Source organism: Citrifermentans bremense R1 (genome assembly GCF_000426865.1).
Taxonomy (GTDB): Bacteria; Desulfobacterota; Desulfuromonadia; order Geobacterales; family Geobacteraceae; genus Geomonas; species Geomonas bremensis.
The window spans coordinates 23,330-43,465 of record NZ_AUGE01000021.1; the positions used below are offsets into that span (position 1 = coordinate 23,330).

At 62.0% G+C, this 20,136-nt stretch carries 21 protein-coding genes and 1 riboswitch; of the genes, 5 read left to right on the forward strand and 16 right to left on the reverse strand.

Annotated elements, in window-relative coordinates:
* Positions 1–108: 108 nt before the first annotated feature.
* Positions 109–229, forward strand: a riboswitch (molybdenum cofactor riboswitch).
* Positions 230–303: 74 nt separating this feature from the next.
* From K419_RS0113070 to pta, 4 genes are all read left to right on the forward strand, one after another.
* On the forward strand, positions 304–1,515 hold the full coding sequence (locus K419_RS0113070) for a molybdopterin molybdotransferase MoeA (protein ID WP_026841989.1): 1,212 nt from the start codon (positions 304–306) through the stop codon (positions 1,513–1,515).
* Between the two features lies 1 nt (position 1,516).
* Positions 1,517–1,993, forward strand: coding sequence for a cyclic pyranopterin monophosphate synthase MoaC (gene moaC / locus K419_RS0113075; protein ID WP_026841990.1), 477 nt, complete (start codon positions 1,517–1,519; stop codon positions 1,991–1,993).
* Between the two features lie 23 nt (positions 1,994–2,016).
* A complete protein-coding gene (gene mog, locus K419_RS0113080) occupies positions 2,017–2,514 on the forward strand; it encodes a molybdopterin adenylyltransferase (RefSeq protein WP_026841991.1) in 498 nt (165 codons plus the stop codon).
* A gap of 88 nt (positions 2,515–2,602) precedes the next feature.
* The gene (pta, locus tag K419_RS0113085) at positions 2,603–3,604 is read left to right on the forward strand and encodes a phosphate acetyltransferase (protein ID WP_026841992.1); all 1,002 of its coding nucleotides are present in this window, start codon (positions 2,603–2,605) and stop codon (positions 3,602–3,604) included.
* A 117-nt stretch (positions 3,605–3,721) separates the two neighbouring features.
* On the opposite strand, the gene K419_RS0113090 is transcribed toward pta, so the two are convergent.
* Positions 3,722–4,987 (reverse strand): acetate kinase, encoded by a 1,266-nt coding sequence (locus K419_RS0113090; RefSeq protein ID WP_026841993.1) that lies wholly within the window; start codon positions 4,985–4,987, stop codon positions 3,722–3,724.
* A gap of 235 nt (positions 4,988–5,222) precedes the next feature.
* Between K419_RS0113090 and K419_RS0113095 the strand changes: the two genes are divergently transcribed.
* Positions 5,223–5,390 carry a DUF362 domain-containing protein gene (locus tag K419_RS0113095; protein WP_012530712.1) on the forward strand — a complete coding sequence of 56 codons (168 nt, stop codon included), beginning with the start codon at positions 5,223–5,225 and terminating at the stop codon, positions 5,388–5,390.
* 193 nt (positions 5,391–5,583) lie between these two features.
* Here K419_RS0113095 and gltX read toward each other — a convergent pair whose 3' ends face one another.
* From gltX to K419_RS0113170, 15 genes are all read right to left on the reverse strand, one after another.
* Positions 5,584–6,987 carry a glutamate--tRNA ligase gene (gltX, locus tag K419_RS0113100; protein WP_026841994.1) on the reverse strand — a complete coding sequence of 468 codons (1,404 nt, stop codon included), beginning with the start codon at positions 6,985–6,987 and terminating at the stop codon, positions 5,584–5,586.
* Between the two features lie 68 nt (positions 6,988–7,055).
* The gene (locus K419_RS0113105) at positions 7,056–7,244 is read right to left on the reverse strand and encodes a DNA gyrase inhibitor YacG (protein ID WP_026841995.1); all 189 of its coding nucleotides are present in this window, start codon (positions 7,242–7,244) and stop codon (positions 7,056–7,058) included.
* Between the two features lie 83 nt (positions 7,245–7,327).
* The gene (locus K419_RS0113110; RefSeq protein WP_026841996.1) at positions 7,328–8,170 is read right to left on the reverse strand and encodes a response regulator; all 843 of its coding nucleotides are present in this window, start codon (positions 8,168–8,170) and stop codon (positions 7,328–7,330) included.
* Between the two features lie 70 nt (positions 8,171–8,240).
* Positions 8,241–9,011, reverse strand: coding sequence for an SPOR domain-containing protein (locus K419_RS0113115; protein ID WP_026841997.1), 771 nt, complete (start codon positions 9,009–9,011; stop codon positions 8,241–8,243).
* 9 nt (positions 9,012–9,020) lie between these two features.
* Positions 9,021–10,685: an arginine--tRNA ligase gene (gene argS, locus K419_RS0113120; RefSeq protein WP_026841998.1), complete on the reverse strand. Its 1,665-nt coding sequence runs from the start codon at positions 10,683–10,685 to the stop codon at positions 9,021–9,023.
* The gene (locus tag K419_RS23845; RefSeq protein ID WP_012530718.1) at positions 10,682–10,852 is read right to left on the reverse strand and encodes a hypothetical protein; all 171 of its coding nucleotides are present in this window, start codon (positions 10,850–10,852) and stop codon (positions 10,682–10,684) included. Before K419_RS23845 ends, argS begins: the two co-directional genes overlap by 4 nt.
* On the reverse strand, positions 10,849–11,235 hold the full coding sequence (locus K419_RS0113130) for an FtsB family cell division protein (RefSeq protein ID WP_026841999.1): 387 nt from the start codon (positions 11,233–11,235) through the stop codon (positions 10,849–10,851). Before K419_RS0113130 ends, K419_RS23845 begins: the two co-directional genes overlap by 4 nt.
* A gap of 6 nt (positions 11,236–11,241) precedes the next feature.
* Positions 11,242–12,177, reverse strand: a complete 936-nt coding sequence (locus K419_RS0113135; protein ID WP_026842000.1) for a UDP-glucuronic acid decarboxylase family protein — start codon at positions 12,175–12,177, stop codon at positions 11,242–11,244.
* Positions 12,178–12,324: 147 nt separating this feature from the next.
* Positions 12,325–13,677 (reverse strand): UDP-glucose dehydrogenase family protein, encoded by a 1,353-nt coding sequence (locus K419_RS0113140; RefSeq protein WP_026842001.1) that lies wholly within the window; start codon positions 13,675–13,677, stop codon positions 12,325–12,327.
* A 61-nt stretch (positions 13,678–13,738) separates the two neighbouring features.
* Positions 13,739–14,566 carry a 16S rRNA (adenine(1518)-N(6)/adenine(1519)-N(6))-dimethyltransferase RsmA gene (gene rsmA, locus K419_RS0113145; RefSeq protein ID WP_026842002.1) on the reverse strand — a complete coding sequence of 276 codons (828 nt, stop codon included), beginning with the start codon at positions 14,564–14,566 and terminating at the stop codon, positions 13,739–13,741.
* The gene (gene tsaD, locus K419_RS0113150) at positions 14,566–15,594 is read right to left on the reverse strand and encodes a tRNA (adenosine(37)-N6)-threonylcarbamoyltransferase complex transferase subunit TsaD (RefSeq protein ID WP_026842003.1); all 1,029 of its coding nucleotides are present in this window, start codon (positions 15,592–15,594) and stop codon (positions 14,566–14,568) included. Before tsaD ends, rsmA begins: the two co-directional genes overlap by 1 nt.
* Positions 15,595–15,669: 75 nt before the next feature.
* Entirely contained in the window at positions 15,670–16,992 is a 1,323-nt protein-coding gene (locus K419_RS0113155) for a PhoH family protein (protein ID WP_026842004.1), read from the reverse strand.
* 146 nt (positions 16,993–17,138) lie between these two features.
* Positions 17,139–18,281, reverse strand: coding sequence for an aminotransferase class V-fold PLP-dependent enzyme (locus K419_RS0113160; RefSeq protein WP_026842005.1), 1,143 nt, complete (start codon positions 18,279–18,281; stop codon positions 17,139–17,141).
* A 53-nt stretch (positions 18,282–18,334) separates the two neighbouring features.
* The gene (locus tag K419_RS0113165; RefSeq protein ID WP_026842006.1) at positions 18,335–19,375 is read right to left on the reverse strand and encodes a DHH family phosphoesterase; all 1,041 of its coding nucleotides are present in this window, start codon (positions 19,373–19,375) and stop codon (positions 18,335–18,337) included.
* Between the two features lie 317 nt (positions 19,376–19,692).
* Complete coding sequence (locus K419_RS0113170) at positions 19,693–20,076, reverse strand: hypothetical protein (protein WP_026842007.1); 384 nt, start codon at positions 20,074–20,076, stop codon at positions 19,693–19,695.
* Between the last annotated feature and the right edge of the window lie 60 nt (positions 20,077–20,136).

Here is a 20,136-nt window from a genome sequence, read left to right on the forward strand (position 1 = left end):
TTACGAGCTGTTCGTTTGGCAGGCGCAGCGATGGAAAATCCTGGGTGGAAATTCTGGGAATAATATAATTTTTTATTTTTCTGCAATTGTGTTATGGCTTAAGCAAAACAAGCAGATAGTCTCCGAGCCGCAGCCTTCTAAAGGGAGTACCCCCACGAAGCTGGTGCCGTTGGGTGCCGCCGGAAACGGCGCCGCCTCCCCTTTGGAAAGGAGAACCGCCGCCGCCATTAAGCGCACGGGGTCCTCTCCTTTTGGGATGCAGGACCCTTTTCTATTCCCACTCCACAGCAACAAGAGGTGACGATGATGAACTACGAAAAAGCGCGGCGAACGATCCTTGAGAAAGTCGCCCCCGCCGGAATTGAGCGGGTACTCCTGCTGGAAGCCGCCGGGAGAGTACTGGCCGAGGATTATTCCGCGCCCAGCGACATGCCCCGCTGGGACAACTCCGCCATGGACGGCTTCGCCGTGAGAAGCGCCGGCTGCGCGCCCGGGACCGTCCTCAAGGTGACCGACTACATCCCTGCCGGGGTAAGCTCCGGGGACGCCGTTGTCGAGGGGTGCGCCGCGAGGATTATGACCGGCGCCCCCATCCCCCCTGGGGCGGACGCCGTGGTCCCCATCGAGGAGACCGAGGCGGGCGAGCAAAGCGTGAAGCTGCTGCTGCAGGTGAAAAAGGGGGACCACATCCGCTTCCAGGGCGAGGACGTCGGCCGCGGCGACCTGATCATGCCGAAGGGGACGCTGATCGGCCCGCCGCAGGTGAGCCTCCTCGCCTCCTTCTCCGCCGCCGTGGTCCCGGTCTACCGCCGGGTGCGGGTAGCCATTCTTTCCACCGGGGACGAGCTGGTTGAGATCGGCACGGAACCCAAAGAGAGCCAGATCGTCAACAGTAACGCCCTGGCTCTCGCCTGCGCCATCAAGCTCTGCGGCGCCGAACCGGTCATTCTCGGCATCGCCAGGGACAACCGTGAAAGCCACTTGGCCCTCTTAACGGAGGGTTTGAAGGCGGACGTACTGGTCACCTCCGCAGGCGTTTCCGCCGGGGACCGCGACCTGGTGCGCGAGATCCTGGCTGAACTTGGGGTGATGGAGCAGTTCTGGAAACCAGGCGTCAAGCCCGGCGGCCCTACGGCTTTCGCGCTCAGGGGAAATACGCCGGTCTTCTCGCTTCCCGGAAACCCAGTTTCCACTATGATCACCTTCGACGAATTCGTTCGGCCCGCGCTTTTGAGGATGATGGGGCACGAGAAGGCGCTGAGGCGGACCGTGCGAGGCTATCTCAAGGAGGGGACTCGCAAGAAGGCGGGGAAACTGAACTTCCTGCGGGTGCAGGTCACCATCGAGGACGGCCGTTACCTGGCCAGCACGGCGGGCGACCAGAACACGGGGATACTGAAGACCATGCTCCGCTGCAACGCGCTGGCTCTGCTCCCCGCCGACCGCACCGAATTTGCCGCAGGCGAAGAGGTCGAGCTGCACCTGTTGGATCCCACCCTGGAAATGGAGGACTGAGATGTCTTTTAATCATTTTGACGCGAGCGGCAACGCCATCATGGTCGATGTCAGCCAGAAGGTCCCGACGATGCGGACCGCCATAGCCGGAGCGGTGCTGACTCTCAAGCCCGAAACGGTGCAGGCCATCGTCTCCGGACGCGTCGCCAAGGGGGACGTTCTCGGCGTGGCCCGCATAGCCGGGATAGCCGGGGCCAAGAAGACCCCGGAACTGATCCCCCTCTCGCATCCGCTGGCGCTGCACCACGTCTCCATCGAGTTCGAGGTGGACGAGAGACAAGGGACCATCGCGGTTATGGCGACGGTGCGCGCCTTCGAGCGGACCGGTGTGGAGATGGAGGCAATGGCAGCGGCCACGGTCGCCGCCCTCACCGTCTACGACATGTGCAAGGGGAGCGACAAGGGGATCGTGATCTCCGACGTGAAGCTCCACTACAAGGAAGGCGGCAAGAGCGGCGTCTTCAAAAGAGAAGCGTAAGGATTCCCAAAGGAGATTTTCCCATGCGAGCAGCGATATTGACCTTGAGCGACCGTTGTTCCACCGGCGAGCGGGCGGACGGCAGCGGCCCCGCCCTGAGAAGCTGGTTGGAAGAGCGCGGGGTGACCGTCACCTGCACCGAGGTGATCCCGGACGAGGCGTCCCTCATCTCGGAAAAGCTGGAGGCCTGGTGCGATAGCGGAAGCTTCGACCTCATCCTCACCACCGGGGGGACCGGCGTCTCCCCGCGCGACGTGACGCCGGAGGCGACCGAACGGGTGGTCGACCGGGTGCTCCCCGGCTTCGGCGAGGTGATGCGCGCGGAGAGCCTGAAAAAAACCCCGCACGCCATCATCTCCCGCGCCATCGCCGGGATCAGGAAAAACACCCTGATCATCAACCTCCCCGGAAGCCCGAAGGGGGCGACGGAAAACATCAGTTTCGTCTGGGCCGCCGTTCCCCACGCCGTAGCCAAGCTCCAGGGAGACCCGGAAGAATGCGGCACGCCGCTATCCAAGTGATGCATATCCGTACCCTTTTCTATTGACCGATCCGACCTGCTGGGTTATACAACTAACACGGTTTGAAATTTAATACGGAGGGATCATCATGCCGTTGGTAAAGCAGATTCACGATAAGGCAAGAGGCAACAAGAAGACCGTAGTCTTGCCGGAAAGCTATGACGAGAGGATGCTGTTCGCCGCCCAGGCCATCGTGGAACAGGGTTTGGCGCATATCATACTTTTGGGGAAGCCTGAGGCGATCAAGGCCGCCGCAGTTGAGAAAGGGATCAACCTGGCCGGTGTCGAGATCATAGAGCCGGCCGCTTCCGACAAGTTAGCGAGTTACGTGGCGAAACTGGTGGAACTGAGGAAGTCGAAGGGGCTCACCGCCGAGCAGGCGCGCGAGCTTCTCTGCGGCGGGGACAACCTCTATTTCGCCGGGATGATGGTGCGCCAAGGCGACGCAGACGGCGAGGTAGCAGGCGCCACCGGCACCACCGGCGACGTGCTGCGCGCAGCCTTCCAGACCGTGGGCCCCGCCCCCGGCATCAAGACGGTCTCCTCCTTCTTCCTGATGGCGACTAAGAGCCCCGAGTTCGGGGAGAACGGAGTCATCCTCTTCGCCGACTGCGCCGTCAACCCCAACCCCGACGCACAGGCCCTGGCGGAGATCGCCATTGCCACCGCGAGGAACTGCAAGTCCTTCCTCGACGTCCCGGCGCGCGTTGCCATGCTTTCCTTCTCCACCAAGGGGAGCGCGAGCCACCCCGATGCAGACAAGGTGCTCAAAGCGCTTGAGCTGGCGAAGGGGATGGACCCCAAACTCAGCATCGACGGCGAACTCCAGGCCGACGCCGCGCTCATCCCCGCCGTAGGCGGGAAGAAGGCCCCCGGCAGCAAGGTAGCCGGCAAGGCCAACGTCCTGATCTTCCCCGACCTCGATGCCGGCAACATCGCCTATAAGCTCGTGGAGCGTATCGCCGGCGCCAAGGCGATCGGCCCGGTGATACAGGGGCTGGCAAAGCCGGTCAACGACCTCTCCCGCGGCTGCTCCGTCCAGGACATCGTGGACGTAACCGCCATCACCGCCGTGCAGGCGCAGGGGTAGACACCCGACCTGTCGGACCTGTCAACCACGGGCGGCGGCTCGCTTACACAAAGAACAAAAAGAAAGGCCGGCGGGTTACCCCGCCGGCCTTTTTGTTGCCTTACGCTCTGCCGCGCCTTACTTCCTGACGAAGTCGGGCCTGGAGAAGCTGTATTCGAAGTGCATGTGGTCCGTGTAGGTCCCATCCAGGATGGCCGCCACGTCTTCGGTGAAGACCAGCTCCTCATCGGTCGGTATCACGTACACCTTCACCGGCGAGTCATCGGTGGTGATCAGGGTCTCGCGCTTCCTGGTCATGGCGGAGGCGTTGCGCTCGCGGTCCAGGACGATGCCCAGGTGGTCGAGCCCTTCGATGGCGCGCTCCCTGATCGGAGCCCCCATCTCCCCTACCCCGGCGGTGAAGACGACCGCGTCGAGCCTTCCCACCACGGCCATGTAGGTGCCGATGTACTTCTTGAGACGGTAAGCCTCGATGTCCAGCGCGAGCCTGCAGAGGTTGTCTCCGCCGTTCGCGTGCTCGATCACATCGCGACGGTCGGTGAAGCGGCCGGTGATGCCGATGACGCCGCTCTTCTTGTTGAGGATGCTGTCGATCTCCTTGGCGGAGAGGTTTTCCTTCTGCATCATGAAGGCGGGGATGGCCGGATCGATGTCGCCGCAGCGGGTACCCATCATGGCGCCTTCCAGCGGGGTGAGCCCCATGCTGGTGTCGACGGACACCCCATTCTTGATGGCGCAGTGCGATACGCCGTTACCGATGTGCATGGTGATGACGTTGCACTGGTTCGCCGGTTTGCCTAGGATGGCGGCGATGCGCTTGGAGACGTAGAGGTGCGATGTGCCGTGGAAGCCGTAGCGCCTGACCCCGTACTTTTCGTACCACTCGTAGGGAAGCGGGTAGAGATAGGCGTGCTCGGGCATGGTCTGGTGAAACGCGGTATCGAAAATCGCCACCTGGGGGACGCCGGGAAGAACGGCCATGGCCCCCTCGATGCCTGCGATATTGGGCGGGTTGTGCAAAGGCGCCAGATGCTGCACCTCGGTGACCGCGGCCAGCACGTCCTCGTCGATGAGTACGGACTTGGTGAAACGCTCCCCCCCGTGTACAACGCGGTGCCCAACCGCGGCTATCTGCTTGATATCGGTAAGCACGCCGTGTCCGGGAGAGGTCAGGGTGCGCAGAATCAGATCGACGGCGGTCTTATGATCGGGACAGTCGGAATCCTCGCGGTAGGTCTCGCGGCCCGGGACTTCGTGCAGGATGAACGAATCGCCGATGACGACGCGCTCCACCATACCCTTGGCGACCACCACTTTTTTGTCCCAGTCAAACAACTGGTATTTTACAGAAGAACTTCCGCAGTTAAGTGCGAGTATATCCATCGATCTGCATCCCCCGTCATTGTAGTTTAACCGGGCAAGCTGGGTACTTTAGTCCGGCTAAAAAAGTTTACAAATAAAACTGTTTTTTAAATATACCGTAGACTGGTCTACAGTTCAAGGATTTTCTCCCTCCCATCGTTGCGGCAAATGTCATACAGCTTTATGGTGGACTTTTTTTATGTCCTATGGTAGTTTTCGACCGCGATTTTAAGTAAACATGAAGGAGGTGAATACTTTGGCACATACCATCAGCGACGAATGCATCAACTGCGGCGCCTGTGACGATTCCTGCCCGGTCAACGCAATCAGCGAGGCTGGCGACAAAAGGACCATCGCTGCAGATACCTGCATCGACTGCGGCGCTTGCGTAGACACCTGCCCGGTGAGCGCAATCTCGGCCTAACCAACACCAGATCCATGAAATGCCATGGCCTGCAGCGGCCCGTCCGCTTGCAGGCCTATTTTTTTGCCTGCCGCAAAACCAGCCTGAACTTCCAAAGTCAAAAAGCGTTAGGGGCCGCCCCCCTCTATTTCCGCACCACGAAAAAGAGGGGAAGCCCTGGAGCTCCCCCTCTTTCTTTTACCTGTTGCCGTTATCAGCAGAGCTTGGCAATGGCCCGCTCCAGGCGCTTCCCGGTCTCTTCCAGCCCCAGCACCTCGATCATCTCGTAGATCCCAGGCGAAGCGGTGGAGCCCGAGAGGGCTAGCCTCACCGCTGGCCCTACCTGCCCGAGCTTGATCCCCTTCTCCTCGCAAAGCTCCTTGAATGCGCCCTCTATTGCGACGGTAGTGAGTTCACCGACCGCGCCCAGTTTCTCGAACAGCCCCCTAAGAAGAGCCGGGGTCTCCGGGTTGAAGAACTTGGCTACCCCCTTCTCGTCGTAGGAGAGCTCCTGCTGGTAGTAGAACAGCGCTCCGTCCGCCAGCTCCAGCATGGTCTTAGCCCTTTCCTGCAGCGTCTTGACCACGGCCGGAAGCTCCGGCCCACCTGCGGTGTCGGTTACCCCCCGCTCCTTCAGGAAAGGGACCAGGAGCCCGGCCAGTCGCACCGGGTCGCCATTTTTGATGTAGTGCGCGTTCAGCCACAGGAGCTTGTCCGGGTTGAAGACGCCAGCGGACCGACCCACGTTCTCGATGGAGAACTTCTGGATCAGGTCTTCGAGCGAGAAGATCTCCTCGTCGCCGTAGCTCCAGCCCAGGCGGACCAGGTAGTTGACCATCGCCTCGGGAAGAAAGCCCATGTCGCGGTAGGCCATGACCGAGGTGGCGCCGTGCCTTTTCGAGAGCCTAGCCTTGTCCGCCCCAAGGATCATCGGGACGTGGGCGAACTGGGGAACCGTCGCCTCCAGCGCCTCGTACAGGAGGATCTGGCGCGGCGTGTTGTTCACGTGGTCGTCGCCGCGGATGACGGTGGTGACCCCCATGGTGGCGTCGTCGATGACCACCACGAAATTATAGGTGGGGGTCCCGTCGGTGCGCTGGATGATCAGGTCGTCCAGTTCGGCGTTCTCGAAGGAGATCTTCCCCTTGATCAGGTCGTTCCAGTAGGTGGTCCCTTCCTGCGGCGCCTTGAAACGGACCACGTAAGGGCGCCCGTCGTCCGCGCCCTGCGGCAGGTTGCGGCAGGTCCCGTCGTACTTGGGCTTGCCACCTTCCTTGAGCGCCTTCTCGCGCTTGGCCTCCAGCTCTTCGGCGCTGCAATAGCACTTGTACGCCTTCCCGGCCGAGATCAGTTTCTCGACGTGCTCCTTGTAGAGCGGAAAATTGTCAGACTGGTAGAAAGGCCCCTCGTCCCAGTCCAGTCCCAGCCAGGTCATCCCTTCCAGGATGGCGTCGACCGACTCCTGGGTGGAGCGGGCGACGTCGGTGTCCTCGATCCTGAGGATGAACTTCCCCTGCTGCTTCCTCGCCAAAAGCCAGTTGAAAAGCGCGGTGCGCGCTCCCCCCACGTGGAGGTACCCGGTCGGGCTGGGTGCGAAACGGAGGCGTACTTGTGACATGAAAAGCTCCTTCCTTTGCTGTGATCATTGCATGGCTGCAAAAAATGTGTTCGCTGCAAATGCCTGGACTACTCGTCCCCGGGCTCCTCGTCCCCAGACTCCGGGGCTTTTTCGCCTGGGATGCGGTAACCTTCGTCCGCCCAGGTGCCGAGATCGATCATCTTGCACCTCTGCGAGCAGAAGGGACGGTAGGGATTGCCGGCGAGGGTGATCTCCTTGCGGCACTGAGGACATTTTATGGTGGTGATGGCGTTCATGGCGTTTCCTGCAAAGAAATCCCTCCAAAGCCTGCGCCCTGGAGGGTCGGTGGTCGAATCTAAACTGCGCTAAGTAGCGGCGTTTACAGGATCAGGTATTTCCGCTGGTGGAACTGGAGCGCCCTCTTGACCCGGGTGATGAGGGTCTCTTCCTTTACCGGCTTTTCAATGAAGTCGAAGAACCCTCTCTCGAAGGCCTTCACCTCGTCCTCCGGGCGCATGGAACCGGTGATCAGTATCACCGGGATGGAGGAAAAATCCGGGACGCTGCGCAGCGCGTCGAAGAGGCCGAAACCGTCGAGCTTGGGCATCATCAGGTCGGTCAGAACCACATGCGGCTTCTCGGTCAGTACGGCCTTGTAAGCCTCAAGACCGTCCGAGGCAAAAACGACGCGGTACCCCTGGCGGCTCAGGAAGTCGCCGAACATGGTCCCTATCAGCTTGTCGTCCTCGACCACGAGCACCGTGTGCGCCGCGGAGGAGCAAACCTCTTTCTGCAGATAGTTCCTGCAGATGGCGGAATAGATCTCCTTGCGGGTAGCGATGAAGGGGGTGATGCTCAAGCCGTGGTTGGCCGAAATGTTTCTCACCACCCGCGTCTCGGTGGGGTCGGCCATGGCCAGCGCCAGCCTTTTGTTGTCGAGCTTGAGCGGGAAGATGTTGTTCTGCATGGCGACGTCGACCGGGATGGTGGCGAGAAGCTCTGGGGCGAAGGAGTAGCCGGAGAAGTTGTTGGCCACCCGGCAGCCGTACTGGACGGCGAGCGCCGCGGCCAGCTCCTCCCCGGTCACAAGCTCCAGGTCCTCGAGTACGGTCCCGAAGCGCTTGTTGAGGCGCTTGGAAACGGCGAGCATCCGCTCCACCGTCTTCTCGGTCACCACACCGGTTTCCACAAATATTTCGCCTAGTTTCTTTCTTTTTTCCATAGCGGGGTCCCCACACAAGGGATAACTGTAGCATCGGGGATACGAAAAACCATGCGCGCCTGGAAAAAAGCTATTCGGGGAGAGCCGTGGCTCCGCTCCCCAACTTGGCGGCCAACTGGTCCGCCTCGGCCTTGCTTAAGTGCCGCCCAACCCGCAGGCGGTACCAGACGCCCTTGCCTTGCACCTTGGACTCGGAAAGATAGGCGGCGACCCCCTTGGCGGAAAGCTTCGACTGGGCCGCGTCGGCCTCCTTCTTGTCGCGGTAGGACGCGATCTGCACCAGGTAGCGCCCCTCTGCCGCGGACGGCACCTTCGCAGCTTCCTGCTTCTGGCCCTCAGGCTTGTCGGCCGCGGGCTTATCGGCACCCCCCCTCTCCGGCGCGGGCTTCGCCTCGACAGGCTTTGCCTCAGCGGCTTTCGCGGCGGCAGCAGCCGGCGCAGCCTTTGACTGCGGGGGAGGATCGGAGAGCTTCAGATTCACCCCGCTTCCCATCGCGCCGTGCCCCCCGGAGGGGAGGGTCTTGTAGAAGGTAAGCGGGGTCTCGGGGACCGGGGCGCCGGGGGTGCCGGGAACGGCCGGCGGCGTAACCGGGACCTGCTTCGCCTGGGCCGCAGCGGTCGCATTAGCTGCAACAGGGGGACGTGCATTCCCCCTGAAGAGGACCCAGCCGGTGAAAACGCCGGCGCCGAAGGTGGCCCCCAGAAAAACCAGCGCCGACAGGAAGGCGAAGAGACCGAGCGGCGCCTTGCGCGGCCGGTTCTTGGGCGCTGGTTTCTGCACCGGTTTTCGCTCAGGGCTCTCCCTCAGGGCCGCGACCTTATCGCTGTAATCAAGCCGCATGAAACTCCCCTACATCCTTTCCGGCGCCGAGATGCCGAGGACGGTGAGCGCGTTTTTGAGGGTGATGGCGACGCAGTGCAGCAGGAAAAGCCTCGCCTGGGTCAGCTCCGGCTCTTCGGGGGTGATCACGCGGCTTTTGTTGTAGAAGCTGTGGAATTCGCCGGCAAGTTCCTGAAGGTAGTAGGTGATCCGGTGCGGCTCGAAATTCACCGCGCCCCCTTCCAGTATCTCCGGGTAGACGGAGAGTTTCTTGATCAGGCTCAGGTCTTCGGGAGTCTGCAACAGTTCCAGCTTCACGCTGTCGAAGCGCGGCTCCACGCCTCTTTCCCTAGCGGTGTCGAAGATGCTCTTGATCCTCGCGTGGGCGTACTGTACGTAGTAGACCGGGTTGTCGTTACTCTGGCGCTTGGCGAGCTCCAGGTCGAAATCCAGTTGGCTGTCGGAGCGGCGCATCAGGAAGAAGAAGCGGGCCGCATCGCGCCCAACCTCGTCGACGACCTCCTTCAGGGTCACGAACTCGCCGCTTCTGGTGGACATGGCCACAGGCACGCCGTCGCGCAAAAGCGAAACGAGCTGCACCAGGATGATGCCGAGGTCGGAGGCGTCGCGCCCAAGCCCCTGCACCACGCTCTTAAGCCTCGGGACATAGCCGTGATGGTCGGCGCCCCAGACGTCGATGACCCAGTCGAAGCCGCGGGCGAACTTATCCCTGTGGTAGGCGATGTCGGAGGCAAAATAGGTGGTGACCCCGTTGCTCCTCACCACGACGCGGTCCTTGTCGTCGCCGTAGTCGGTGGTGCGGAACCAGAGCGCCCCCTCCTGCTCGTAGATGAGCCCCTTGGCCTGCATCTCCTCGATGGCGAATTTCACCTTACCCTCGTCGAAGAGCGACTGTTCGGAGAACCAGTGGTCGAAACGGATGCCGAAATCCTGCAGGTCCTGGTCGATCCCGGCGAGGATCAGGTCCCCCCCCATCTTGGAGAAGAAGGCGACTCCTTCCTCCTGGGGCACTTTCAGGAACCGGTCCCCGTACTTGGTGACCGCGTCGCGGGCGATATCCTTCATGTAGTCGCCCTGGTAGCAGGTCTCGGGGAAGTCGACCTTCTCCCCCAGGAGTTCCTTGTAGCGCAAAAGCCCGGAAAGCCCCAGGGTGTTCATCTGGTTCCCGGCGTCGTTGATGTAGTACTCGCGCTGGACGTCGAAGCCCGCCGCGGATAAAAGCGAGGCAACGGCGTCCCCTGTCGCGGCGCCGCGGCCGTGCCCTATGTGCAAAGGCCCGGTCGGGTTGGCGCTGACGAACTCGACCTGCACCTTCTTGCCGCGGCCGATGCCGCTTTTGCCCCAGGCGTCGCCGGCGCGGTCGATCTCGGTGAGGGTCCTTCTCCAGGCGCTGTCTTTTATGAAGAAGTTGATGAAGCCGGGGCCCGCGATCTCCAGGCTCTCGATCAGGTCAGAGGCGCCGGCGAGCTTCGCCACCAGGATCTCGGCCACGGCGCGCGGCGCCTTTCTCTGCTGCTTGGCCATCTGCATGGCGACGTTGGTGGCGAAATCGCCATGCTCGGCATGCGCCGGCTTCTCCACGTTGATGGCCGGTACTTCACCAGAGGTGAGCGTGCCGTCGGCGAAACACCCCTCGATTCCCTTCAGGATGCATGCGCGCAGCTGCTCCTTCATATCTTCTCCTCCCTTTTCTCTTCCTCCGTGGCTGGCACGGACTTTATGGTGACGTCGCGCGTGAAGTCGGGGCAGCGTGCTCCCCCGTCGGCGACGCAGAATTTCTTGTTGCAGTGCTCGCGCCAGGCGCAGACCACGCAATGCTGTTTACCGGTTGTCTCTTTCATTGCCTGCTCCTCGGTCCGCCCGCGGGCGGATTTTTGGCGGCGGCCGCAGGGGGCGCCGGTTGCCGGGCGGCCGCTGCAGGCTCCGGTGCCTGGGGCGCAGCACTCCGCGCCTGGGGCGGGAACTGGTAGACCACCTCGTTGCTGCGCACCAGGCCGAAGTCGCGCCTGGCGATGCTTTCCAGGTAACGGCGGTCCGACTGCAGGGCAGCTATCTCCCTCTTCAACTGGTCGTTTTCCTCCTTCAGCTCGGACAGGCGCTTTTGCGTGTCGTCCAGGTCCCGGTGCAGGTGGTTGATGCGCAAAAGTCCACGATCACCGAAAACCGTGAAGTAGAGGATGAAAATAATGACCGCCAGGGGTACGAAAAATAGCCGTTTCTGCATGGTCTCTTACGCCGTATTGAGCCGCGAGCTGAAATAGTCGATGGTCTGCTTGAGCCCTTCGTCCACGCGCACCTTGGGCTCCCAGCCGAGCATCTGCTTCGCAAGCGAGATGTCGGGCTGGCGCTGCTTCGGGTCGTCGGCGGGAAGCGGCCTATAGACGATGCGCGAACTGGAGCCGGTCAGCGCGATGATCTTCTTGGCGAACTCGACGATCGTGGTCTCGGTGGGGTTTCCCAGGTTGACCGGGCCGATGAAGCCGGGGCACTCCATCATCCTGATCAAACCTTCCACGAGGTCGGAGACGAAGCAAAAAGACCGGGTCTGTTCCCCTTCGCCGTAGACGGTGATGTCCTCCCCTTTGAGCGCCTGCAGGATGAAGTTGGAGACTACCCTGCCGTCGTTTTCAGCCATCTTGGGGCCGTAGGTGTTGAAGATCCTGACGATGCGGATGTCCACGTGGTTCTGGCGGTGGTAGTCCATCATCAGCGTCTCGGCAACCCTCTTACCCTCGTCGTAGCAGCTTCTTATCCCGAGCGTGTTGACGTTGCCCCAGTAGGCCTCGGTCTGCGGGTGCACCTGCGGATCGCCGTAGACCTCGGAGGTCGAGGCCTGGAGGATTCGGGCCCGCACCCGTTTGGCGATCCCCAGCATGTTGATCGCCCCCATGACGCTGGTCTTCGTGGTCTTCACCGGGTTGTACTGGTAGTGGATCGGGGACGCCGGGCAGGCGAGGTTGTAGATCCGATCCACCTCCAAAAGTATCGGCTGGGTCACGTCGTGGCGGATCAGCTCGAAGTTAGAGTTGTCGAGGAGATGCGCGATGTTGAGCTTGCTGCCGGTGAAGAAGTTGTCCAGACAGATGACGTCGTGCCCCTCCCTCAACAGCCTCTCGCATAGATGTGAACCGATAAAACCGGCGCCGCCGGTGACTAGCACGCGCATTGAAACCTCTCAGTATCCGTTCAACGTTCTGCGTTCTACGTTCAACGTTATATGTTCGTTTCAGCATGGTCGCGATTCAAGAGGTGTGACCGGGTTCGGTGTTCAACGTAGAACATAGAACGTAGAACAGCCTCTGAAACAGCCTTTTTAGTTCATTTCGCAGACGACGTTGCCGTTTCTGCCGATAGGGAGGTACTCGAACCCGGCCTCCTTCATGCGGGCAGGGTGGTAGAGGTTCCGGCCGTCGAAGACGATCGGGTTGATCAGGAGCTCCTTGATGCGGTCGAAATCTGGGTTCCTGTACTCGTTCCACTCGGTGATGATGACCAACGCATCGGCCCCTCTCATCAGGTCGTACTTGTTCACGCTGTAGCTGATGCGGTCGCCGAAATGCTTCTTCGCCTCGTTCATCGCCTCAGGGTCGTGGGCGTGCACGCTGGCTCCCATTTCCAGAAGCCTGTTGATGATGGTGAGCGAAGGTGCGTCCCTCATGTCGTCGGTGCGGGGCTTGAAGGAGAGTCCCCAAATGGCGAAACGCTTGCCCGCCAGAGGCTTGTCCCCGGCGCTCCCAAGCCGGCGCAGTATCTTGTCGGAGAGGATCGCCTTCTGCCGCTCGTTGGCGGTTTCCACCGCTTTCAAAAGCACGAAGTCGTAGCTGCACTCGTCCGCCGTCTTCACCAGGGCCTTGACGTCCTTGGGGAAACAGGAACCGCCGTAGCCGACGCCGGGGAAGAGGAAGTCGTAACCGATGCGGGAGTCGGAGCCGATACCCTCCCTGACCGCCATGACGTCGGCGCCCATCGTCTCGCAGAGGTTCGCGATCTGGTTCATGAACGTAATGCGGGTGGCGAGCATGGCGTTGGCCGCGTACTTGGTCATCTCGGCGCTTCTGATGTCCATCACCAGCAGGCGGTTGGACTTGCGCATGAAGGCAGAGTAGAGCTCCTTCATGATCTCGGCGGTCCTCACGTTGTCGGTACCGATGACGACGCGGTCGGGTTTCATGAAGTCGTCGATGGCGGCCCCTTCCTTCAAGAACTCGGGGTTGGACACCACGTCGAATTCGATATGCGTCCCGCGCTTGGCTAGCTCCTCGTTGACGGCGGCGCGCACCTTGTCGGCGGTTCCGACCGGGACGGTGGACTTATCGACGATGATCTTGAAGCTCTCCATGGCGCGGCCGATGGAGCGGGCAACGGAGAGGACGTACTGCAGGTCTGCGGAGCCGTCGGCGCCGGGGGGGGTGCCGACCGCGATGAAGCAGACCAGCGACTCCTTCACGGCCAGGTCCAGGTCGGTGGTGAAGTTGAGCCTCCCCTCCTCGCAGTTCCTTAAGACCATTTCCTTCAGGCCGGGCTCGTAGATGGGAATGACGCCGCGCTTCAGACCGTCTATCTTGTCCTTGTCGACGTCAACGCAGATGACGTCGTTACCACTTTCGGCAAAACAGGTGCCGGCTACAAGACCCACGTAGCCTGATCCGACCACACATACTTTCATGTTGCGTCATCCTCCCGGGAGATAAAAAATTAGCGTTCTTATATAGCACATACCTGTGGGGTTACGCCAGAGTTTTCCCGGCCAAAAGTTCCCTGGTGAGGCAGGCAAACTCCTCCAGCGACAGGGTCTCGCCGCGCCTGCCGCCGTCGATGCCGCTTCTTGAAAGGGCTGCGGAAAGAAAGCCGTCGGCATCGTCGAAACCGGAGGAGCGCAGCGAGTTGAGGAGGGTTTTCCTGCGCTGCAGAAACGCCCCCTTCACCACGCGGCGGAAAAGTTCCTCGTCCCCCACCTCCACCCTCGGCCCAGGCAGGGGGAGAAAACTCAGCACCGCCGAGTCGACCTTAGGGACCGGCCGGAAAGAGCCGGGCTTCACGATGAACTCCCGGCGGATGTCGAAGTGCAGCCTGAGCAGCACGGTAAGCGCGCCGTATTCCTTGCAGGCGGGGGGGGCGGTCAGCCGGTCCCCCACCTCCTTTTGCAGCATGAGCACCAGCTTCTCGAAGAGCTCACTGTGCTCCATGAACCTGAACAGCACCTGAGACGAGATGTTGTAGGGGAGGTTCGCCGCTACCTTCCATCTCTTCCCTTCTGCGCGGGAGCCTAGCAAAAGCGGGAGGTCGACCCTGAGGATGTCGCCGTGGCCGATTTCCACGTTGGTAGCGGTGGCAAATTCCGCCTTTAAAAGCGGCAAGAGCTCGCGGTCCCATTCCACGGCCAGGAACCTGGCGCCGCTTTCCGCCAGAAGCCGCGAGAGCGCGCCCCGCCCAGGCCCCACCTCTAGGATGCAGTCGTCTGCCGTGGGGGCGACGCAGGCGACGATGCGGGTGAGAACGCTGTCGTCGACCAGGAAATTCTGGCCGAACTCCTTCTTCGCGCGGATCTTCTCCATCAGCAATGCTCCTTCAGCCGTGCAGCCAGCTTGTCCAGGGGCCACACCGGAAGCGCGTCGAGATCGAAACCGCTCTTCATCCCGAGGCCTAAATAATAGTCGCCGGGGACCGCTATCATGGCGGCGTTGTCGGCGCAAAGGGGGGGCGAGGGAATGGAAAGCTCCACCCCGTTCGCCGCGGCATACTCGGCCATGGAGCGGCGCAGCGCGCTGTTGCAGGCGACGCCTCCGGCAACCACCAGCCGCTTTATCCCTGTGGCGGCGATGGCGGCCGCCGTCTTCTTGGTGAGCACCTCGCAGACCGCCGCCTGGAAGGAGGCCGCGAGGTCGTTGATCCCCTCTTCTTTCGCCTCGGGGTGCTTGCCGACGTGGGTCAGCACCGCGGTCTTCAAGCCCGAGAAGCTGAAGTTGAAGGTCCCGTCGTGCAGAAGCGGGCGCGGGAACTTGATCGCCTGCGGGTCCCCCGTGAGGGCCAGCCGGTCGATCGCCACGCCTCCCGGGTAAGGGAGCCCGATCAGCTTCGCCACCTTGTCGAAGGCCTCGCCGGCGGCGTCGTCCACCGTCTGCCCCAGGGTCTGGTAGCGTCCGATCCCGTCGACCCGGTAGAGGTGCGAGTGTCCACCGGAGACGGCGAGCGCGATGAAGGGAAACTGCACCGGCGCCTCCAGGAAGACGGCCAAGAGGTGCCCCTCGATGTGGTTCACCCCAATAAGCGGGAGCGAGCGGCCGAAGGCGAGCCCCTTGGCGATGGAGATCCCCACCAGGAGCGCTCCGGCAAGCCCCGGCCCCTGGGTCACGGCGAGCCCCTCGATCCGGTCGAGACCAACGCCTGCCTCGGCGAGCGCCTGTTCCACCACGAAGGAGACGGACTCCAGGTGTTTTCGGGATGCTATCTCGGGGACCACGCCGCCGTATTCGGCGTGGACGCTGATCTGGGAGGCGACGATGCTGGAGAGGACGGTGCGGCCGTCCTTGACCACAGCGGCCGCCGTTTCGTCGCAGGATGATTCCAAAGCAAGAACTAGCATAAAAAACAGAGGGCACTGGACGTGCCCCCTTTGCTCTCCTGATGTTAGGTGTTGCCCGGCGTAAGCGGGAAAAGGTTAGAGGAGGTTTGCGGCAAGCTCCGCGAGCTCGCTTCGCTCCCCTTTGGTCATGGTGACGTGACCCGAGATGGCCTGCTCCTTGAGCCGCTCCACCACGTAGGTGAGACCGTTACTCTCCGCGTCCACGTACGGGTTGTCGATCTGGTACGGGTCCCCGGTGAGGACGATCTTGGTCCCCTCGCCGGCGCGGGTCACGATGGTCTTGATCTCGTGCGGGGTGAGGTTCTGCGCCTCGTCGACGATCATGTACTGGTTCGGGATCGAGCGTCCCCTGATGTAGGTGAGCGGCTCGATCTCGAGGATCCCCATCGCCATCAGCTCCTTGTACCCCTTGTTGTGCTGGCGCTTCTCCCCCTCGTGCCCGCTCAAAAGAAGCTCGACGTTGTCGAAGATCGGCTGCATCCAGGGGGTGAGCTTCTCCTCGATGTCGCCGGGGAGAAAGCCCAGGTCGCGCCCCATCGGGAACACCGGGCGCGAGACCAGGAGCCGGTTGTAGACGTTCTCCTCCGCCGTCTTCTGCAGCCCCGCGGCGATGGCAAGAAGGGTCTTGCCGGTGCCGGCCTTCCCCACCAGCGTCACGATCTTTATGTTGTCGTCCAAAAGCGCGTCGAGCGCGAAGGACTGCTCCAGGTTCCTCGGGAACAGGCTCCAGACCCCTTCCTTGTCCAGTTTCCCCAGCGGCACGATGCGGTGGGAGACCCGGTCGAAACGGCCGATGGCGCTGTGCGAGGGGTTCCCGGCCTGGGCTAGGAGGACGTATTCGTTGGGCTGGAGCTCCAGCTCGGTGTCGAGCCAACCCTGGCTGTAGAAGCGGTCGACCACCTCGGCTCCGACCTCAAGGCTTACGAAGCCGGCGAAGAGGTCGTCGATGGCGACCTTGTCCGACTCGTAGTCCTGCGCATCGAGCCCGAGCGCGTCGGCCTTGATGCGGAGGTTGGTGTCCTTGGTCACCAGGATGACCGGCATCTCGCTTTGGGTTTCCATCAGGTCGACGGCGACCGCCAGGATGCGGTTGTCGCCCCGCTCCTCGCGCAGTTCCGGCGGGAGCCTCTTCATCACCTTCTCTTCGTAGATCTCGATCTTGAGCGTACCGCCGCTCTCCAGAGCGAGCCCCTGCGAGAGCGACCCTTCCTTCCTGAAGGCGTCCATGAGGCGGGAAACCTGCCTGGCGTTGCGGCCGGTCTCGTTCATGTCCTTCTTGAACCGGTCGATCTCCTCGATCACCGTTATGGGCACGACGATGGAGTTGTCCTCGAACTTGGTGAGAGCCTGCGGGTCGTACAGAAGAACGTTGGTGTCCAGCACGTAGATTTTCTTCACATCCCCCCCCTGCGCAGCATCATGATGAACAGTCGGTTTATCCCGATCAATAACCGCTAAGTGTGAGCTTTTCGTAGGATCAATCCCCTTCCCGGCTTGCGCCGCTTTCGTAGAGTTGGTGAGTATCCCTGCAGTTGAGGCGCGTACTAGCCGCGCGCCGTTATCTCGTGCAGGGCTTTGAGGAAAAAGTCTATGTCAGCCTCTGTGTTGAAAAAGCCGGGACTGACCCTGACCGTTCCGGTCGGGTAGGTCCCGATGCTGCGGTGCGTGTCCGGGGCGCAGTGGAGCCCGGCTCGGACGCTTAAGTCGTAGTCGGAATCGAGAAGGAAGCTGAGCGCCGCCGGATCGTGCCCTGCCGCGTTGAAGGAAACCGCGGCGCCCCGCGCCCCCTCCAGCGGCCCGTAGACCTCGACGTGAGGCGCGGCTCGCAGCCCTTCCAAAAGCTGGTTGACCAGCAGCTCTTCCTTGGCCCGGATCACCTCTATCCCGGTAGAGAGTACGAATTCGACCCCCGCCTTAAGGCCGGCGATGGCAGGCGTGTTGATGGTGCCGCTCTCCAGCCGCTCGGGAAGCTGATCGGGCTGCTCGGGGCTGCTTGCGCTTCCTCCGGTCCCTCCTACCAGCAGCGGTTCCAGGTTGAGCCCCTCGGCAATGGTGAGGACGCCGGTGCCGGGAGGGCCGTAAAGCCCCTTGTGCCCAGGCGCGGCGAGGAGATCGATGCCGGTCCGCTCCGCGTCGATGGGGAAAAAGCCGGCGCTTTGCGCCGCGTCCACCAGGAAAAGCGCGCCACTTTGCCGCGCCACCCGGGCAATCGCCTCGATCGGCTGCACCGCTCCGGTCACGTTCGAGCAGTGCGCCAGCGCCACGAGCCTCGTGCCGGGGCGCATCGCCCGCTCTATCTCCCGCTCCGACACCACCCCGAAGCGGTCCGAGGGGACATAGGTCACCTCGACGCCGCGGCTTGCCGCCAGGTGCAGCGGACGCAACAGCGCGTTGTGCTCGACGCGGGTGGATACCACGTGGTCGCCCGGCTTCAAAAGCCCGTTGACCGCGATGTTGATGGATTCTGTTGCGCTGTGGGTGAAGATCAGGCGGGATGAATCCGAGACGCCGAAAAAACGCGCCAGGGCCGACCTGGCTTCGTAGACAATGCGGGCTGCAGCGAGGGACTGCCGGTACCCCCCCCTTCCCGGCGCCACCCCGACTTCCCGCAGGGCGGCGTCCATGGCCTGGTAGACCGTTTCCGGTTTCGGGAATGAGGTCGCGGCGTTATCAAGGAAGACGGGCATAGGGTATCTACTAGCATTTTGAGGGTCGTTTGGCAACCGCTTTCATGAACCTTTCAGGGGACCAGCGGCACCGGTTTCAGCTCGGAAATCTTCAGCTCGGCCAGCAACCGTTCGGTGAGCAGGTTCTCCAGTACGTGTATGGCCTGCTCCGAGTTGTCGCTCAAGTCGATCTTGCCGCCGGCCATCATGCCGTGGCCGCCCGCAGCGCCGATACCGGCGACCAGCTTGCGGATCAGTTCGCCGGCGTTTATCTCCTCGTTCGAGGTCCTGATGGAGAGAACGAGTTCGGCGCTGTAGTGCCCGAGGCAGAGCACCGTATCGGTCCCTTCCAGCCGCACCAGGAGGTCGGCGAGCTCGGCCACCACCTCGGGGAACTGGATCCCCTTGAGCGACGCCACCAGCACCTTGCCGTAGAGCGCCGCGTGCTCCAGCGCGTTATGCAGCGAGATGAAGTATTCGCGGGGAAGGCTCGGACGGGTGATGCTGTTTAAAAGGGTCTTGTTGGCCAGCGGGAAAAGATCCAGGTAGGCGTCCCGGTCCGCCCTTCTCGCCTCACGCCCCAGGTCCTGCGTCTCGGACTTGATGGCGTAGAAGAGCGCTGTGGCCATCTTGGTCCCGATCGACACCCCCTGCACCTTCAGGTACTCGAAAAGAATGGTCGCCGTGGTCCCGTAATCGGGGCGGATATCGACCCACCGGCAGGCGGCGCTGGACTCCCGCATGGGGTGGTGGTCGATGACGATGTCGGTGCGCATCCCTGCGGGGAGCGAGTTGTTCCCGGTGCCGGGCTGCGTGTCCAAAAGGCAGACCACCTGAAAGGATTTGAGGTCGATGAGTGGCAGCGGGGTGAGCGGAATCTGGAGCAGTTTCGCCATGGCGAGGTTTTCGCTTCTGCCGATCATGCCGGAGAATGCGATCACCGCCTCGCGGTTCAGCTTCACCGCGAAGAAGTGCCGCAGCGCCATGGCTGAGGCGAGCGAATCGGGGTCGGGGTTGTCGTGCACCACTATCAGGATGCGCCCCCGGCCGCTGACCCAGGTCAGCAGGGAGTCGGTGTAGGCCAAAAGGTCGGGCGGCTTCGTACTGGTTTCCATATGGCACCCCCGTTTTCTAAGCTCAAAAACTCGTGAAGTCTATACCAGGGGCGCCGCTAAGGCAAGAGAACGGGCTTGGTGGAAGCAAAAGCGGGAAGTCGGCATTCGTTTAATCTCCTTCCCAAGGTCCACCTTGGGAAGGCAAGCCCCCCAAAGCTCCAGCTTCCACCCGGTTGCAAAGCAGGAGCTTTGCGTTGCTTTGGGGTCCCAAGCTGGAGCTTGGGAACCAGGGGGAGGCGCCCCTGCCTGTCTCGAACGCATAAAAAAAGGGGCGCATGAAGCGCCCCTTTTCGGTGGTTTTATATATTCAGCTGTGGCTAGAACTTGCCGCGAATCAGTTCCGCGACGGCGACCAGCGTGGTCTGCCCCTTCACGTTTCCTTCGCGGAACTCAGGCTTGATGGTCGGAATGGCGAATTTCACCTTGCCGTTTTCTATTTCAGCGAGCGACTTCGAAGTGGTTAACACCCCGTAGGCTGCGCCGACCAGGACACCACCGGCGGCGCCGTAGGCGATGTAGTCGAGGTGGTCAGCGGGCTTTTTGGTGAAGACCACCAGCGCGGCACCGACCAAGCCACCGGCGAGACCGCCGTAGATGGAGTCTTCAAAGACCGTCTTGAAAGCGTTTTCGGCGGCGAGGCAGGGAGTTGCCATAAAAACCAGCGTGAGGACGACAGCAATGCAACGCTTCAATTTGTTCATAGAATCACGCTCCTGTGTGTGCACGTTCAGTCGGATTAAAGCAAACACGGGGCCAATACG